Source organism: Cellulomonas sp. IC4_254, from assembly GCF_011603975.1.
Lineage (GTDB): Bacteria > Actinomycetota > Actinomycetes > Actinomycetales > Cellulomonadaceae > Cellulomonas.
In genome coordinates, this window is the sequence record NZ_JAANNB010000082.1 from 1 (window position 1) to 15041 (window position 15041).

The window sequence follows — 15041 nt, forward strand, 5'->3', positions numbered from 1 at the left end:
CCGCCCGAGCCGCCGCGTCCGACCTGCTCGGCGAGCCCCTGAGCCCGCGCGAGCGCGTCGTGCTCGCCGAGATGGGCGAGGACGTCACGCTCGAGGACATCGCCCGCAAGCTGTTCGTCTCACGGAACACCGTCAAGACCCAGGTGCGGTCGATCTACCGCAAGATCGGCGCCTCGACCCGCGCCGAGGCAGCCGCGTGGGCGGCGGCGGCCGGCCTGCGCTGAGGACCGGCGGCGCGCTGACCTGCGCCGCTCCCGCGCGCGCGGCACGAGGTGCAGCCGGATCCCCGTCGCCCTCTTCAAGTGTGTCGTAGGTCACATCTACGCTCGCCCCATGGAACAGGCGATCGAGGCCCGCGGGCTCATCAAGCGCTACAAGGGCGTCACCGCCCTCGACGGCGTCGACCTCACGGTGCCGTCCGGCACCGTGCTCGGTCTGCTCGGCCCGAACGGGGCGGGCAAGACCACCATCGTCCGGGTCCTGTCCACGCTGCTGCGCCCCGACGGCGGCAGCGCGCGGGTCACCGGTGTCGACGTGCTCGCCCGCCCGGCCGAGGTCCGGCGCCGCATCGGGCTGTCCGGCCAGTACGCGGCGGTGGACGAGTACCTGTCCGGCTACGAGAACCTCGAGATGATCGGGCGGCTCTACCACCTCGGCAAGCGGCGGTCCCGGGCCCGGGCGCGCGAGCTGCTGGCCTCGTTCCGGCTCGAGGACGCCGCGGACCGCCCGGCGAAGACCTACTCCGGCGGCATGCGGCGCCGCCTCGACCTCGCCGGGGCCCTCGTCGCCGACCCACCCGTCATCTTCCTCGACGAGCCGACGACCGGCCTCGACCCGCGCGGCCGCACCGAGATGTGGGACGTCATCCAGACGCTCGTCGCCGGCGGGACCACCCTGCTGCTGACGACGCAGTACCTGGAGGAGGCCGACGTCCTCGCCGACGAGATCGTCGTGATCGACCACGGCCGGATCATCGCCCAGGGCACCGCGGACCAGCTCAAGCGGCAGGTGGGCGGCGAGCGCCTCGAGCTCACCGTCGCCGACGTCGCGCTGCTCGCGCACGTGGCGGAGGCCCTGACGCCGCTCGGCGTCGGCCACCCCACGGTCGACGACGGCCGCCGGTCGTTCGTCATGCCGGTGTCCGGCGGGCCCGAGGTGCTCAGCGAGGCGCTGCGGCGGCTCGACGAGCGCCAGGTCCGGCTGGAGGACGTCGGCCTGCGTCGCCCGACCCTGGACGACGTGTTCCTCGCCCTGACCGGCAAGACCGCCGAGCAGGACGGCACGCCCGACGCGCAGGGAGGTGCGTGATGGCGGTCCCGTACGTGCTGGCCGACGCGGCCGTCGTCGCCAAGCGGAACATCATCAAGATCAAGCGGGTGCCCGACCTGCTCGTGTTCACCACGCTGTCGCCGATCATGTTCGTCCTGCTGTTCTCGTACGTCTTCGGCGGGGCGATCGACCAGGAGGGCGGCGGGCAGGCCTACCGGGAGTTCCTCATCGCGGGGATCTTCGCCCAGACCGTGATCTTCGGCGCGACCGTCACCGGGGCGGCGCTGGCCGAGGACCTGAAGAAGGGCATCCTCGACCGGTTCCGCTCGCTGCCCATGGCGCCGTCGGCGGTGCTGACCGGCCGCACGTTCTCCGACGTGGTGAACAACGTGATCGTCCTGATCGTGATGGGCGTGACCGGGCTGGTGGTCGGCTGGCGCATCCGGTCGTCGTTCTGGGAGGCGCTGGCGGGGTTCGGCCTGCTGCTGGTGTTCGCCTACGCGATCAGCTGGATCATGGCGTGGATCGGGATGCTGGTGCCGAGCCCGGAGGTCGTGAACAACGCGTCGTTCATCGTGATCTTCCCGCTGACGTTCGTCGCGAACACCTTCGTCCCGCTGGACACGCTGCCGGCGCCGCTGCAGACCTTCGCGGAGTGGAACCCGGTGTCGGCGGTGACCCAGGCGGCGCGCGAGCTGTTCGGGAACATCCCTCCGGGCACACCGGCGCCGACGGCGTGGCCGCTGCTGCACCCCGAGGTCTACACGCTCATCTGGTCGGCGCTGTTCCTGGTCGTGTTCGTCCCGCTGGCGAACGCCCAGTACCGGGTCTCCACGAGCCGCTGACCCGCCCGGCCCGCGGCGCCGGGCGGCGGGCGGCGGGCGCGGTCAGACCGTCCCGCCGACCCGTCGTCCCTTGCGGGCGTACAGCGCCTCGTCGGCGCGGGCCAGCGCGTCCCGCACCGGTTCGTCGCCGGCGGCCTGCGCCACGCCGTGGCTCCAGGTCGGGTCGCCGGGGGCGTGCCGCAGCCGGGCGGCGGACGCCCAGTCCTCGGCGCCGGCCGCGTCCGTCCCCGCGAGCACGACGGCGAACTCGTCGCCGCCGACCCGGCCGATCAGGTCGCCGTCGCGGAGGGCGTCGCGCCAGCCCTGCACGAGCCGCACGAGGACCTCGTCGCCGGCCGCGTGCCCGAGCGTGTCGTTCACGACCTTGAAGTCGTCGACGTCGAGGCAGACGACCGCGGCCGGCCGGCCCCGCCGGGCGGCGTCGTGCAGCACCAGGGCGGCGCGCTCGTCGAACGCGGCGCGGGTGAGGGCACCGGTGAGGTCGTCGGTGGTGGCGAGCAGCCGGAGCCGCTGCAGCAGGTAGGTCACGAGGCCGCTCATCACCACCGTCGTGAGCGCGAGCACCAGCCAGGTGGTCAGCGCGAACGGCACCGGTGAGGCGAGCATCGCCAGCCCGAGCACGACGACCACCAGGGTGAGCACCCGGCGCACGGTGCGCGGCTCGCCCAGCAGCGCCGCGGCCTGCCCGGCGACGACCAGCCCGAGGCTGGTCGTGACGACCCCCGCGAGCGTCTGGCAGCTCGCGACCAGCGCGCCGCCGATGCCGACGGCGGCGACGAGCGCGGCGAGCGGCGCGCGCGGCCGGCGGCGGAGCAGCAGCAGCGCCACGGCGAGCAGGGCGAGGGCCGCGGAGCCGCCGTACCAGACGCCGACCAGCGTCAGCCGCGAGGGCGGCCAGAGGGCGCTGACCAGGCAGAGGACCGCGCAGAGCAGCAGGGCGCCGGCGGTGTGCGACGCCGCGAGGAACAGGCGTGCCCCGTCGTTCGGGGGGCGGGTCCGCGCGCGCACAGCCCCCTCATCGGCGGCGCTCCGCGTCACCTGACCGGTGGGGTCCCGGACCACCCGTCCGGGGGAACGGCGCCGCACCGGGCGACGGGGTCGACCCCCGCCGCCCGGTGCGGCACGCGCGTCAGCCGACGGGCCGCAGCGTCCGCCAGCCGCGGTCGCGCGAGGCGGCGGCGGCGAGGACGCCCACCGCGGCGCTCGGGCTCCGCAGGCGACCGGCCAGGACCGCCTCGACGGCGTCGTCCAGCGGCACCCACACGGGCACCATGCCGGCCTCCTCGTCCTCCCGGGTGAACCGGTCGGCCTCGGGCACCTCCGACAGCCCGCGGGCGAGGTACACGAGGATGTGCTCGTTCGACCCGCCCGGGGAGTTCGCGAACTCCGCCAGCAACGACCAGGAGTCGGCGCGCAGGTCGGCCTCCTCGCCCAGCTCCCGGGCGGCGGTGACGTGCGGCGGCTCGCCGTCGACGTCGCGCAGCCCGGCCGGCGGCTCCCAGAGCTCGGCGCGCACCGGGTGCCGGTACTGCTGGAGCAGCAGCACGCGGTCGTCCTCGTCGAGCGCGATCACCGCGACGGCGCCCGGGTGGTCGACGAACTCCCGGACCACCTGCGAGTCGCCCAGGTCCACGGTCTCCGAGACCAGGTCCCAGATCTTCCCGTGGTGCAGGTCGGTGTGCTCGAGGACCGGCCGCTCGGCGGGCCGGTCGGCCGGCCCGCCGGGCGCGTCCTGAGGCGTCGTCACGCGCGAGCCTTCGCCTTCGGCGAGACCGTGGCGCCGCGAGCCTCCAGCGCCGCCCGGATCAGGCCGGCGAACAGCGGGTGCGACCGGGTCGGCCGCGACTTGAACTCCGGGTGCGCCTGGGTCGACACGTAGTACGGGTGCACCTCGCGCGGCAGCTCGACGAACTCGACCAGCGACGAGTCCGGCGAGACGCCGGAGATGACCAGACCGGCCTCCTCCAGCTTGTCGCGGTACGCGTTGTTGACCTCGTACCGGTGCCGGTGCCGCTCGGTCACGCGGGTGGCGCCGTAGGCCTCGGCCGCGACCGAGCCCTCGGCCAGCACGGCCTCGTACGAGCCGAGCCGCATCGTGCCGCCGAGGTCGCCCTCGCCGCCGACGATCGCGAGCTGCTCCGCCATGGTCGCGACGACCGGGTGCGCCGGGTCGGCGTCGAACTCGGACGACGAGGCGCCGGCCAGGCCGAGCACGTTGCGGGCGTACTCGATGACCATCGTCTGCAGGCCGAGGCAGATGCCGAGCGTCGGCACCTTGGTCTCGCGCGCCCAGCGCAGCGCGCCGAGCTTGCCCTCGATGCCGCGCACGCCGAACCCGCCGGGGACCAGGACCGCGTCCACGCCGCCGAGCGCGCGCTGGGCGCCCTCGGGGGTCTGGCACTCGTCGGACGGCACCCAGCGGATCTTCACCTTGGCGTCGTTGTGGAAGCCGCCGGCGCGCAGCGCCTCGGTCACCGACAGGTAGGCGTCCGGCAGGTCGATGTACTTGCCGACCAGCGCCACCTCGACGTGGTGCGCCGGCTGGTGCACCCGCTGCAGCAGCTCGTCCCAGCCGCTCCAGTCGACGTCGCGGAACTGCATGCCGAGCCGCTGCACCACGTAGGCGTCCAGCCCCTCGGCGTGGATGACCCGCGGGATGTCGTAGATGCTCGGCGCGTCCACGCAGGAGATGACGCCCTGGGTGTCGACGTCGCACATCAGGGCGATCTTCGCCTTGATGGACTGCGGGATCTCGCGGTCGGACCGCAGCACGATCGCGTCCGGCTGGATGCCGATGCTGCGCAGCGCGGCGACGGAGTGCTGGGTCGGCTTGGTCTTCAGCTCGCCCGACGGGCCGATGTACGGCACCAGCGACACGTGCAGGAAGAACACGTTGTCCCGGCCGAGCTCGTGCCGGACCTGGCGGGCCGCCTCGAGGAACGGCTGCGACTCGATGTCGCCCACCGTGCCGCCGATCTCGGTGATGATGATGTCGACGTCGTCGGCGGCCTGCGACCGCATCCGCGCCTTGATCTCGTCGGTGATGTGCGGGATGACCTGGACGGTGTCGCCGAGGTACTCGCCGCGCCGCTCCTTCGCGATCACGTGCGAGTAGACCTGGCCGGTCGTGACGTTCGCGGAGCCGACCAGGTCGACGTCCAGGAACCGCTCGTAGTGACCGACGTCGAGGTCCGTCTCGGCCCCGTCCTCGGTGACGAAGACCTCGCCGTGCTGGAACGGGTTCATCGTCCCGGGGTCGACGTTGAGGTAGGGGTCGAGCTTCTGCATCGTGACCCGCAGGCCGCGGGAGCGGAGAAGTCGTCCCAGGCTGGAGGCGGTCAGGCCCTTGCCCAGTGAGGAGGCGACGCCTCCCGTGACGAAGATGTGCCGGGTCGTGGAGTCCGACCGCCCGGAGAGTCGATTTGCGCGCTCTGCCACGGGATTCCAGTGTACCCGAGACGCGCGCTCCTCGTGCGAGCCCCGCCGGTGACGCCCGCCACGGGCCGGTCGCGGGGCGTCAGCGGGTGTAGGCCGCGTCCAGCTGCGCCAGGACGTCCCCGACGGCCGGGAGGGTTGCGGCGCGTGCACGGGCGGCGTCCCGCAGCCCGGCGCGCCGGGCGTCGTCGGCGAGCACCCCGGTCAGCGCGGCCGCGAACGCCGCGGCGTCCCCGACGGGCACCAGCACGGCGGCGTCGCCCGTGACCTCGCGGGTGCCGCCCGCGTCCGTGACGACCAGCGCCGCGCCGAGCGCCAGCGCCTCCTGCACCGCGAGCGGCTGACCCTCCCACACCGCGGTCGACGCGACGACGTCCGCGGCCGCGAGCAGGTCGGCGACGTCCTCGCGGCGGCCCAGCAGGTCGACCGGCGCACCCGTCGCGGCGACCCGCGCCCGCAGGTCGGCCAGCAGCGGCCCGTCGCCCGCGACGACCCAGCGCAGCCCGGGCCGGGCGGGTGCGGCGGCCGCGGCGGCGGCCACGAGGGTGTCCAGGCCCTTCTGCGGGGCGAGGCGGGCGACGGTGACGACCAGGTCCTCCCCCGGCGCGACGCCGAGCGCGGCGCGGACGGCGTCCCGGTCCCGGCCGGGTGCACGCCGCGCGGGGGCGGGCACCAGCGCGCGCTCGGCCCGGCGGGCGCCCTGCGACCGGGCGAGGTCGACCAGGTCGCCGGAGACGCCCAGCACCACGTCGGCGCCGCGCGCGACCACCCGGCCCAGCACGGCGGACACGGCCCGGATCGCCCGGCCGCCGACGGGCAGGTTGTGCAGCGTGACGACGACCCGCGGCCGCCCGCCCGGGTGCGGCCGGCCCCGGACCGCCAGCACCGCCAGCGCGCCGGCGCGCAGCCCGTGGGCGTGCACCGCGTCGGCGTCCCGGGCCAGCGTCGCGAGCCGCTGCACGTGCACGCCGAGCATGCGGGAGAAGGCGTGCGCCTCCGCCTCGCAGAGCTCGGGGAACTCGCGCGCGACGTCCTGCACCGGGCAGTGGCCCTGGCACAGCTGGATGGCGTGGCCGCCGGGCACGGGCCGCGCCGTGGCGGCGAACCCGTCGACCGCGAGGCCGTCGGCGAGCACCTGCGCGCGGCGGACCGGGTCGTCGCCGGCCTCCGCGAGCGCGTCGGCGTGCCGGACCTCCAGGTCGCGGACCCGCTTCTCGGCGAAGCTGCGCACCGCGTCCGCGCCGCCGATCTCGGCGACGAACCGCAGCGCCTCCGAGGCCAGCTGGGAGTACTGCTGGCTCAGCGCCGCCTGGCCGGCCGCGGTCACGACGTACCGCTTGGCGGGGCGACCGCGGCGGGCGGGCCCGACGGCGCCGCCGTCGTGCACGCCGATCTGCTGCTCGCCCTCCAGCACCGCCAGGTGCCGGCGGACGGCGGCGGCGGTCAGGTCGAGCTCCGCGGCCAGCTCGGCGGCGGACACCGGGCCGTCGGCCGCGATCAGGTCGAGCACCCGGCGGCGGGTGCCGGCCTCGGCCTCGGACTCGTGCTCCGCGGGACGGGGCGCACCCGTGGCGGTGTCGAGGGGGCGGGCCGTCGCGGCGGTGACCTCCGTGGCGCAGTCGGCCTCCGGCGCGGCGGCGGTCCCCGGCGTGCTGGCGCTCATGGCACACACCTCCGGTCGACTGCAGCACGGCTGGTTCGCGTGGGCGCGGCCACCCGTGGGGGGCGCCGGCCCGCGGAGCCCCGACGAGGGCTCCCGATATCGGCAACATCCTTGTTGCCGAAATAAGTCCTGGCAAGCAAGGCGACCCTCACCACACCGTGCCCGGGGCGGCGGCCCCTACACTCACGGGGTGCTCGGCCAGTCCTCCTCCCCGCCCGCCGTCGAGGTGCGCGGGCTCGTCAAGCGGTACGACGGCCGCGCCGTCGTCGACGGGCTCGACCTGCACGCGTCCCCCGGACGGGTGACCGCCGTCCTCGGCCCCAACGGTGCGGGCAAGACCACCACCGTGGAGTGCTGCGAGGGGCTCCGCGCCCCGGACGGCGGCACGGTGCGGGTGCTGGGGCTCGACCCCCTCGCCGACGCCGCCGCGCTGCGCCCCCGGGTCGGCGTGATGCTGCAGGACGCCGGGCTGCCCACGGGCGTGCCCGCGCTCGGCGTGCTGCGGCACGTCGCCGAGATGTACGCCCGGCCCCGGGACGTCGGCGAGCTCGCGGAGCGGCTGGGGCTCACCCCGTTCGCCCGGACGACGGTCCGCCGGCTGTCCGGCGGCCAGCGGCAGCGGCTCGCGCTGGCGACCGCGGTCGTCGGGCGGCCCGACGTCGTGTTCCTCGACGAGCCGTCCGCCGGGATGGACCCGCAGGCGCGCCGCGCGGTGTGGTCGCTGGTCGAGGAGCTCCGCGCCGACGGCGTGGCGGTGCTGCTGACGACCCACCTGATGGACGAGGCCGAGGCGCTGGCCGACGAGGTCGCGGTCGTCGACCACGGCCGGGTCATCGCCCACGGGTCGGTGCCGGCGCTGCTCGCCGGGGCCGACTCCTCCACGCTGACCTTCCGGGCCGAGCCCGGGCTGGACCTCGCGGCCCTCGGGACCGCGCTGACCCCCGCCGGGGCGCCGGCGCGCGCCGCCGTGACCGAGACCGGTCCCGGGGCCTACGCCGTCGACTCCCCCGCCACCCCCGCGCTGGTCGCCGCGCTCGCCGCGTGGTGCGCCGACCACGACGTGCTGCTGGCCCGCGTGGACGTCGGACGCCGCACCCTCGAGGACGTGTTCCTCGACCTGACCGGACGGAACCTGCGATGACCGCGCCCGCCGCCGCTGCCGCCACGCCGGGGGCGCCCGCCGCGGACGCCGACCGCGCCGCGCCCGCCGGGCGCCGGGTGCGCGCCCAGGCCCGGTTCGAGACGCTGGCCGTCCTGCGCAACGGCGAGCAGCTGCTCGTCACGCTGATCATCCCCGTCGTGGCGCTCGTCGCCCTCGGACGCGGGTCGTTCCTGGACATCGGCGTCGGCGACGCCGAGCGGATCGACGTCGTCACCCCCGGGGTCCTCGGGCTCGCGGTGATGGCGGGCTCGCTGACCTCGCAGGCGATCGCCACCGCGTTCGACCGCCGCAACGGCGTGCTGCGCCTGCTGGCGACCACGCCGCTCGGGCGCGGGGGCCTGCTCGCGGGCAAGGCGCTCGCCGTGCTGGCCGTCGCTGCGCTCCAGGTGGTCGTGGTCTCGGTCACCGGGCTCGCGCTCGGCTGGCGGCCCGACCCGGCCGGTCTGCCGGGCGCGCTGCTCGCGCTGGTGCTCGGCGTCGCGGCCTTCACCGCGCTGGCGCTGCTGCTCGCGGGGACGCTGCGCGCGGAGGCGGTGCTCGCGGTCGCGAACCTGCTGCTCGTCGTCCTGGCCGTCGTCGGCGGGCTGGTGCTGCCGGTGTCGGACCTGCCGGGGTGGTGGGCGTCCGTCGCGGAGTGGCTGCCGCCCGGCGCGCTCGGCGAGGCGCTGCGGTCGTCGCTGGTCGACGGGGCGTTCCCGGCCGCGCACCTCGCGGCCCTGGCGGCGTGGGCGCTGGTGCTCGCCGCGGCGGTGCGCCGCTGGTTCCGCTGGTCCTCCTGACGCCCCGCGCGGGCGGGTGGGACGCGTGACCAAGACCTCGTGCACGGCGGCACGAGTGCGGGTCGGCGGACCGTAGGCTGGTCGCCGTGAGCCCCGACGTCGCCGCCGCCCCCGTCAGCCCCGCGCCCTCCCGGTCCGCGGCGTGGCGGGAGCGCCTGACGTACCCGGTCCTCGTGGCGAACCTGGTGGCGCAGATCGGCATCGTGGTCACGGGCGGCGCGGTCCGGCTCACCGGCTCCGGCCTCGGCTGCTCGACGTGGCCGCAGTGCGAGCCCGGGCAGTTCACGGCCGCGTTCCACCCCGAGACGACCTACCACCAGTACGTCGAGTTCGGGAACCGCACCCTCACCGGCGTGCTCGGCGTCATCGCCGTCGCGGTCGCGGTGATCGTGTGGTTCGACCGCGACCGGTCGCGGTCCTACCGCTGGCTCGGGTTCGCCCCGCTGGCCGGCGTCGTGCTGCAGGCGCTCATCGGCGGCGTCGTCGTGCTGCTGCACCTGCACCCCGCGTGGGTCAGCCTGCACTTCATGGTGTCGATGGCGCTGGTCGCCGCGTCGACGCTGCTGGCGCACCGCAGCCGCGAGGGCGACGGGCCGCGGATCCCCGTCGTCGGACCGTGGTCCCGCCGGCTCGCGCCGGTGCTCGGCGCGCTGCTGGTCCTCGTGCTCGCGCTCGGCGTCGTCACCACGGGCGCCGGCCCGCACTCGGGCGACGAGGAGGTCGGCTACCGGATCGCCGTCGACCCGTACCTCATGGCCCGCGTGCACGCCGCGTCGGTGTGGCTGTTCACCGGCCTGCTCGTCGTGCTGCTGTGGCTGAACCGGCGCGGGCCGCGCCTGCTGCGCCGCCGCGGCTGGGTGATGGTCGGGCTCGTCGCCCTGCAGGGCGTCATCGGCTACGTCCAGGTGTCGACCGACCTGCCGATCCTGCTCGTCATGCTGCACATGCTCGGCGCGGCGCTGCTCGCGGCGGGCACGACGCGGTACCTGCTGACCTTCCGCACCCGCGCCTGACGCACGGCGGGGGTGCCCCGGTCGCCGGACCGCGCACCCCGTGCTGTGCTGCGGTGCGTGGACGCCTTCACGCGCGACGGCCTGGTCCTCGACGTCCGGGACCACGTCCCCGCCGAGCCCGCACCCGGCGGGCCCGTCGCGGTGCTGCTGCACGGGTTCCCGCAGGACGGCTCGGCGTACGACGACGTGGCCGCGCTGCTCGCCGCCCGCGGTGTCCGCGCGCTCGCCCCGGACCAGCGCGGCTACTCCCCCGGCGCCCGGCCCGCGGGCCGGCGCCCCTACGCGGTCCCCGAGCTCGTCGCGGACGTCCGCGCGCTGCTGGACGCCGCCGGCGTCGACCGGGTGCACCTGGTCGGGCACGACTGGGGCGGGAGCGTCGCCTGGGCGTTCGCGCACCGGCACCCCGGGCGCACCGCGTCCCTGACCGTGCTGGGCACGCCGCACCCCGCCGCCCTGCGGCACGGCCTGCGCCGCAGCGGCCAGGCGCTCCGCTCGGCGTACGTGCTGGGGTTCCAGGTCCCGTGGCTCCCCGAGCGGGTCCTGCTCGGCCGGAACGGCGCCGGGCTGCGGCGCGCGCTGACCCGGTCCGGGCTCGAGCCCGCGCGCGCCCAGCACTACCTGGACCGGATGCGCGAGCCCGGGGCGCTGGCCGCGGCGCTCGGCTGGTACCGCGCGCTCCCGACCGGCCAGGGCGACGGCACGGGACCGGTGCGGGTGCCGACCACGTACCTCACGGGCCGGCGGGACCCGTTCTTCGCCGCGGCCTCCGTCGCGGCGACGCGGGCGCACGTCGACGCCCCGTTCGTGCACGACGACCTCGACGCGGACCACTGGCTGCCCGAGCACCGCGCCGGGGACGTCGCCGCGGCGGTGCTGGCGCACGTGGCCGCGGGCTGACGACGACTCGGGGCGGTCGGCGGGACCGGGCCGCCCGGGACGGACGGGAGGGGGGTGGACGGGCGCGACGGGCCCGTCAGCCCGCCGCCACCAGCGGCACCCCCGCGTCCGCGAGCGCCCGCGCCGCCGGGTCGGCCGGGTCGACGTCGGTGACCACCCCGGCGACCTCGTCCAGCGGAAGCACCCGGAACGGCGACGCCGCGCCGATCTTCTCCGCGCTCGCCAGCACGTAGGTGTCGCCCGCTCGCCGGGCGAGCGCGCGCTTGGTCGCGGCCTCCTCCGCGTCGCCGGTCGTGAGCCCGGCCTCGGCGTGCACGCCGGTGACACCGAGCAGCAGCACGTCCGCCCACACCCCGGCGGCGGCCTCGGCGAGCAGCGCCCCGGACGTCACCACCGAGTGCTTGAACAGCCGGCCGCCGAGCACGAGCACCTCCACCGTCGGGTGCTCCGCGAGCGCGGCGGCGACCGTCGGGCTGTGCGTCACGACCGTGGCCCGCAGGTCCGGCGGCAGCGCCCGGGCGACCGCGAGCGCCGTGGTCCCGCCGTCGAGGATCGCCGTGCTGCCCGGGCGCACCAGCTCCGCGGCGCGCCGGGCGACCCGGTCCTTGTTCTCCACCGCGACCGTGCGCCGGCCGGCGTAGTCGGCGACCGCCGGGGACACCGGCAGGGCGCCGCCGTACACCCGCTGGCAGAGGCCGGCCGCGGCCATCTCCCGCAGGTCGCGGCGGACGGTGTCCTCGGACAGCCTGAGCCGCTCGGCGGCGTCCTTGGCGACCACGCGCCCCTCGGTGCGCAGCACGCGCAGCAGCTCGTCCCGTCGCTGTGCCGGCAGCATCGCATCTCCTCGTCGTCGCCGGGTGTTCCTCGCTGATGCCTAGTTTTGCACGGTTCTGCGCGTTATGGTCGGGTCATGACCGCACAGCTGATCCTCATCGCCGGCCCCTACCAGTCCGGGACGGGCGGCGACCCCGTGGCCATGGCCGCCAACCTCCGCCGCCTCGAGGAGGCCGCCTGGCCGATCTTCAAGCGCGGGCACGTGCCGATGATCGGCGAGTGGGTGGCACTCCCCGTCCTGGCGAGCATGGGTGCCGACGGCCCGACCGACCCGCGGGCGCAGGACGTCCTCTACCCGACCGCCGAGCGGCTGCTCGCGCACTGCGACGCCGTCCTGCGCCTGCCCGGCGCGTCGGCGGGCGCCGACAACGACGTCGCGATCGCCCGGCGGCGCGGGATCCCGGTGTACACCTCGGTGGACGACATCCCCCGGGCCACCGCGGCCTGACGCGCCGGGGGGCCGTCGGCGGCCCGGGCCGGGCGACCACCGCACCCCCGGGCCGCCCGCGATGCGGACACCCGGGGGTATGCCCGCGACCAGGACGTACGCTCGCCGCATGGATCCGATGAGCAACCGGGGCTGCGCCCCGCGCCGGGGGCCCGGGGCCTGACCCCGGCACGCCCGACGTCCGCGTCGGCGTGCCGCGCAGGCACCCCGACCACCGCCCGCCGCACCGGCGGGCCGTCCCGCTGAGGACCCCCCATGCTCTCGTTCCCCGTCGCCGCGCGCCCGCGCGCCCTCACCGCCGCCGCCTTCGTGCTGGTCGGCTCCGCGTCCGTGCAGATCTCGGCCGCGCTCGCGTCGTCCGCGTTCGGCTCGCTGGGCACGCTCGCCGTATCCGGCTACCGGATGACGGCCGCCGCGCTCGTCCTGCTCCTGCTCACCCGGCCCGCGCTGCGCGGGCGCAGCCGGTCGGCATGGGCCGGGATCGCCCTGTACGGCGCCGCGATGGCCGCCATGAACGTGCTGTTCTACGCCGCGCTGGACCGCGTCCCGCTCGGCGTCGCCGTGACGCTCGAGTTCTGCGGGCCGCTCGCCGTCGCCGCCGTGGCGTCGGCGGGGCGCGCCCGGCTGCTCCCGTTCATCGCGCTCGTCGGTGTGGTGCTCGTCGTCGGCACGCCCACGGGCGGGCTCGACCCGGTCGGCGTCGCGCTCGGCCTCGGCGCCGCGGCGGCGTTCGGCGGGTACACCGTGCTCGCCGGCCGCGTCGGCTCCGGGGCCGGCGGGCTCGGCGACCTCGCGCTGTCCGTCGCGGTCGGCGCCCTGCTGCTCTCGCCGTTCCAGGTCGCCCAGGCACCGGCGCTGGAGCCCGGGATGCCGACGATCCCTGTCTACCGTGCCGCCGACGACCGGTACGACGCGATGCCCTACCGCCGCACCGGGCGCAGCGGGCTCGACCTGCCCGCCCTGTCGCTGGGCCTGTGGCACAACTTCGGCGACGTGAACCCGCTGGACACCCAGCGCGCGGTGCTCCGCCGGGCGTTCGACCTCGGCATCACGCACTTCGACCTCGCGAACAACTACGGCCCGCCGTACGGCTCCGCGGAGGAGAACTTCGGCCGGCACCTCGTCCAGGACCTCGGCCCGTACCGGGACGAGCTCGTCATCTCCTCCAAGGCCGGCTACGACATGTGGCCCGGCCCGTACGGCGACGGCGGCTCCCGCAAGTACCTGCTGTCGTCGCTCGACCAGTCGCTGCGCCGGCTCGGCCTCGACTACGTCGACGTCTTCTACTCCCACCGGCCGGACCCGTCCGTGCCGCTGGAGGAGACGATGGGCGCGCTGCACACCGCCGTGACCAGCGGCCGGGCGCTCTACGCCGGCATCTCGAACTACTCGCCGTCGGCCACCCGCGAGGCCGCGCGCATCCTCGCCGACCTCGGCACCCCGCTGCTGATCCACCAGCCGTCGTACTCGATGTTCAACCGGCACGTGGAGCAGGTGGCCGAGGGTGAGACCGAGTCGCTGCTCGACGCGGTCGGCGACCTCGGCGTCGGCATGATCGTGTTCTCGCCGCTGGCCCAGGGCCTGCTCACCGGGCGGTACCTGTCCGGCGACGTGCCCGCCGGCTCGCGCGCCGCGACCAGCCGGTTCCTGTCGGCCGAGCAGATCAGCGAGACGTACCTGGCGCGGGCCCGGGCGCTGAACGACATCGCCGCGGCCCGGGGCCAGTCGCTCGCCCAGCTCGCGCTCACCTGGGTGCTCCGGGACCAGCGGGTGACGTCGGCGCTCATCGGGGCGTCGTCCGTGGCGCAGCTCGAGGACAACGTCGCCGCGCTCCGCGCCGAGCCGCTGACCGCCGAGGAGATCGCGGCGATCGAGCCGCACGCCGTCGACGGGACCGCGCGCCGGTGACGCCCGGGAGCGAGGCAGCGGGACCGGGCGCCGGCGGGGGCGCCGGGCGGCCGGTGCCGGTGGTCCTGCTGCACGGGCTCACCGACTCCTCGACGTGCTGGCCGACGGTGCTGCCCCGGTACGCGGGCACCCGGCCGGTGATCGCGCTCGACGCCCGCGGCCACGGCGGCACCCCGCTGCCCGACGAGCCGTTCACCGTCGCCGCGCTCGCCGCCGACGCCGCCGAGGCGCTGCGCGCGCTCGACCTCGGGCCCGCGCTCGTCGTCGGCCACTCGATGGGCGGGGTCACCGCCGAGGAGCTCGCGCTCACCGCGCCCGACCTCGTCGCGGCGCTCGTGCTGGAGGACCCGGCCTGGGTGACGTCGGAGCCCGAGGTCCCCGGGCGGGGACCGGGCGGACGTCCGGACTGGCTCGCCCCGGCGGTCGCCGACGTCCGGGGCCGGACCGTCGCCGAGGTCGCGGCGCGCGGGCGGCTCGACAACCCGCGGTGGTCCGAGGAGGAGATCCTCGGCTGGGCTCAGGCGAAGGTCCGGCTCGACCCGCGGCTCCCCGAGGTCCCGCACGACTGGCTCGGCCGGGACTGGGTGGAGGCGCTCGCGGACGTGCGGGTGCCGGTGACCCTCCTGACCGCCGGGCCGGGGCTCGGGGTCGTCACGGAGCAGCAGTCCGCGCGTGCCGCGGCACTCCTGGGCGACCGGCTCACGCACGTCCCGTTCCCCGGCGTCGGGCACAACATCCGCCGCGAGGCCCCGGCGGCGTACCTGGCCGCGCTCGACGCGGCCAGGTAC

General features: G+C 76.4%; 15 protein-coding genes. 10 read left to right on the forward strand and 5 right to left on the reverse strand.

The window, feature by feature from the left end:
• The first annotated feature begins 23 nt into the window (after window positions 1–23).
• The 3 genes from G6556_RS09880 to G6556_RS09890 all read left to right on the forward strand — a co-directional run bounded on the left by G6556_RS09880 (window position 24) and on the right by G6556_RS09890 (window position 2114).
• Window positions 24–224, forward strand: coding sequence for a helix-turn-helix transcriptional regulator (locus tag G6556_RS09880; RefSeq protein ID WP_166940862.1), 201 nt, complete (start codon window positions 24–26; stop codon window positions 222–224).
• 109 nt (window positions 225–333) lie between these two features.
• A complete protein-coding gene (locus tag G6556_RS09885) occupies window positions 334–1308 on the forward strand; it encodes an ATP-binding cassette domain-containing protein (RefSeq protein ID WP_166940844.1) in 975 nt (324 codons plus the stop codon).
• Window positions 1308–2114 (forward strand): ABC transporter permease, encoded by an 807-nt coding sequence (locus G6556_RS09890; protein WP_166940845.1) that lies wholly within the window; start codon window positions 1308–1310, stop codon window positions 2112–2114. The genes G6556_RS09885 and G6556_RS09890 overlap by 1 nt, the downstream gene beginning before the upstream one ends.
• 42 nt (window positions 2115–2156) lie before the next feature.
• Here G6556_RS09890 and G6556_RS20205 read toward each other — a convergent pair whose 3' ends face one another.
• The 4 genes from G6556_RS20205 to G6556_RS09910 all read right to left on the reverse strand — a co-directional run bounded on the left by G6556_RS20205 (window position 2157) and on the right by G6556_RS09910 (window position 7212).
• The gene (locus G6556_RS20205) at window positions 2157–3122 is read right to left on the reverse strand and encodes a GGDEF domain-containing protein (RefSeq protein ID WP_166940846.1); all 966 of its coding nucleotides are present in this window, start codon (window positions 3120–3122) and stop codon (window positions 2157–2159) included.
• Window positions 3123–3243: 121 nt separating this feature from the next.
• The gene (locus G6556_RS09900) at window positions 3244–3861 is read right to left on the reverse strand and encodes an NUDIX hydrolase (protein WP_166940847.1); all 618 of its coding nucleotides are present in this window, start codon (window positions 3859–3861) and stop codon (window positions 3244–3246) included.
• Complete coding sequence (locus G6556_RS09905; RefSeq protein ID WP_166940848.1) at window positions 3858–5552, reverse strand: CTP synthase; 1695 nt, start codon at window positions 5550–5552, stop codon at window positions 3858–3860. The genes G6556_RS09900 and G6556_RS09905 overlap by 4 nt, the downstream gene beginning before the upstream one ends.
• Window positions 5553–5631: 79 nt before the next feature.
• Window positions 5632–7212, reverse strand: a complete 1581-nt coding sequence (locus G6556_RS09910; protein ID WP_166940849.1) for a glycosyltransferase — start codon at window positions 7210–7212, stop codon at window positions 5632–5634.
• 190 nt (window positions 7213–7402) lie between these two features.
• Between G6556_RS09910 and G6556_RS09915 the strand changes: the two genes are divergently transcribed.
• The 4 genes from G6556_RS09915 to G6556_RS09930 all read left to right on the forward strand — a co-directional run bounded on the left by G6556_RS09915 (window position 7403) and on the right by G6556_RS09930 (window position 11063).
• The gene (locus tag G6556_RS09915; RefSeq protein WP_346774821.1) at window positions 7403–8353 is read left to right on the forward strand and encodes an ABC transporter ATP-binding protein; all 951 of its coding nucleotides are present in this window, start codon (window positions 7403–7405) and stop codon (window positions 8351–8353) included.
• On the forward strand, window positions 8350–9153 hold the full coding sequence (locus G6556_RS09920) for an ABC transporter permease (RefSeq protein ID WP_166940852.1): 804 nt from the start codon (window positions 8350–8352) through the stop codon (window positions 9151–9153). The genes G6556_RS09915 and G6556_RS09920 overlap by 4 nt, the downstream gene beginning before the upstream one ends.
• 86 nt (window positions 9154–9239) lie before the next feature.
• The gene (locus G6556_RS09925) at window positions 9240–10166 is read left to right on the forward strand and encodes a COX15/CtaA family protein (protein WP_346774822.1); all 927 of its coding nucleotides are present in this window, start codon (window positions 9240–9242) and stop codon (window positions 10164–10166) included.
• Window positions 10167–10223: 57 nt separating this feature from the next.
• Window positions 10224–11063 (forward strand): alpha/beta fold hydrolase, encoded by an 840-nt coding sequence (locus G6556_RS09930; RefSeq protein WP_166940854.1) that lies wholly within the window; start codon window positions 10224–10226, stop codon window positions 11061–11063.
• A gap of 76 nt (window positions 11064–11139) precedes the next feature.
• Here G6556_RS09930 and G6556_RS09935 read toward each other — a convergent pair whose 3' ends face one another.
• Window positions 11140–11898, reverse strand: a complete 759-nt coding sequence (locus G6556_RS09935) for a DeoR/GlpR family DNA-binding transcription regulator (RefSeq protein WP_166940856.1) — start codon at window positions 11896–11898, stop codon at window positions 11140–11142.
• A gap of 75 nt (window positions 11899–11973) precedes the next feature.
• Here G6556_RS09935 and G6556_RS09940 point away from each other — a divergent pair, with 75 nt between their 5' ends.
• The 3 genes from G6556_RS09940 to G6556_RS09950 form a co-directional block, all read left to right on the forward strand.
• Window positions 11974–12345 (forward strand): DUF4406 domain-containing protein, encoded by a 372-nt coding sequence (locus tag G6556_RS09940; RefSeq protein ID WP_166940858.1) that lies wholly within the window; start codon window positions 11974–11976, stop codon window positions 12343–12345.
• Between the two features lie 867 nt (window positions 12346–13212).
• Window positions 13213–14253, forward strand: a complete 1041-nt coding sequence (gene mgrA / locus G6556_RS09945) for an L-glyceraldehyde 3-phosphate reductase (protein WP_166940866.1) — start codon at window positions 13213–13215, stop codon at window positions 14251–14253.
• Window positions 14250–15041, forward strand: a 792-nt coding sequence (locus tag G6556_RS09950) for an alpha/beta hydrolase (protein WP_166940860.1), incomplete at its 3' end; no start/stop codon positions are given. The genes mgrA and G6556_RS09950, both read left to right, overlap by 4 nt.

Coding starts and splice junctions, on each gene's coding strand:
- G6556_RS09910 (WP_166940849.1), bottom strand. CDS start 7,212: ATGAGCGCCAGCACGCCGGGGACCGCCGCCGCGCCGGAGGCCGACTGC.
- G6556_RS09940 (WP_166940858.1), top strand. CDS start 11,974: ATGACCGCACAGCTGATCCTCATCGCCGGCCCCTACCAGTCCGGGACG.
- G6556_RS09920 (WP_166940852.1), top strand. CDS start 8,350: ATGACCGCGCCCGCCGCCGCTGCCGCCACGCCGGGGGCGCCCGCCGCG.
- G6556_RS09885 (WP_166940844.1), top strand. CDS start 334: ATGGAACAGGCGATCGAGGCCCGCGGGCTCATCAAGCGCTACAAGGGC.
- G6556_RS09935 (WP_166940856.1), bottom strand. CDS start 11,898: ATGCTGCCGGCACAGCGACGGGACGAGCTGCTGCGCGTGCTGCGCACC.
- G6556_RS09890 (WP_166940845.1), top strand. CDS start 1,308: ATGGCGGTCCCGTACGTGCTGGCCGACGCGGCCGTCGTCGCCAAGCGG.
- mgrA (WP_166940866.1), top strand. CDS start 13,213: ATGCCGACGATCCCTGTCTACCGTGCCGCCGACGACCGGTACGACGCG.